The 939-nt window shown below is 41.7% G+C and carries 1 protein-coding gene; it reads left to right on the top strand.

The window, feature by feature from the left end; genetic code table 11:
* Window position 1: 1 nt before the first annotated feature.
* On the top strand, window positions 2–939 hold a 938-nt coding region (gene tuf / locus QSJ81_RS25635; RefSeq protein WP_285720124.1), incomplete at its 3' end, for an elongation factor Tu.

The following is a 939-nucleotide window of genomic DNA, read 5'->3' as shown; positions in this document are numbered from 1 at the left end:
AATGGCAAAGAAAAAGTTTGAAAGAAATAAACCACATATTAACATTGGAACAATTGGTCACGTCGATCATGGTAAGACATCTTTAACAGCTGCAATTACTATGACTCTTTCCAAACATGGTGGCGGAGAATTCATGGCTTATGACATGATTGATAAAGCTCCAGAAGAAAGAGAACGTGGTATCACAATTAATACAGCTCACGTTGAGTATGAAACTGAAAAACGTCACTATGCTCACGTTGACTGCCCAGGCCATGCTGACTATGTAAAAAACATGATCACTGGTGCTGCACAAATGGATGGAGCGATTCTAGTAGTAAGTGCTGCTGATGGCCCTATGCCACAAACACGTGAACATATTCTATTGTCTCGTCAAGTAGGCGTACCTTCTATGGTAGTGTTCTTGAACAAAGCTGACTTGGTTGATGATGAAGAATTGATCGAATTAGTTGAAATGGAAGTTCGTGAACTTCTTTCCAGCTATGATTTCCCTGGTGATGATATTCCTGTAGTTTGTGGTTCCGCTGTACAAGCACTTAACTGCGGTTGTGCAAGTCGCGAATGCAAATGGTGCGGAAAAATATTCGAATTAATGGATGCGGTAGATGAATACATCCCAACTCCTGTTCGTGCAACAGACAGACCTTTCTTGATGCCTGTAGAGGACGTGTTCACGATTACTGGTCGTGGAACAGTTGCTACTGGTCGTGTAGAACGTGGCGAAATCAAAGTTGGCGACAACATTGAAATCGTAGGTATGACTGAAAAACCTAGAACTGTAGTTGTAACAGGCGTAGAAATGTTCCGTAAATTGTTGGATTCAGCAGTAGCTGGTGATAACATTGGTGCATTATTACGTGGTGTTGAGCGTAAAGATATCGAGCGCGGTCAAGTATTGGCTAAGCCTGGTACAATTAAACCTCACACAAAATACAAAGC

Origin of the sequence: Pelosinus sp. IPA-1 (assembly GCF_030269905.1) — a bacterium.
In the GTDB taxonomy this organism is placed as follows: Bacteria; Bacillota; Negativicutes; order DSM-13327; family DSM-13327; genus Pelosinus.
The sequence above is the reverse complement of the archived record's forward strand: the minus strand, read 5'-3'. Positions and strand labels throughout refer to the sequence as shown.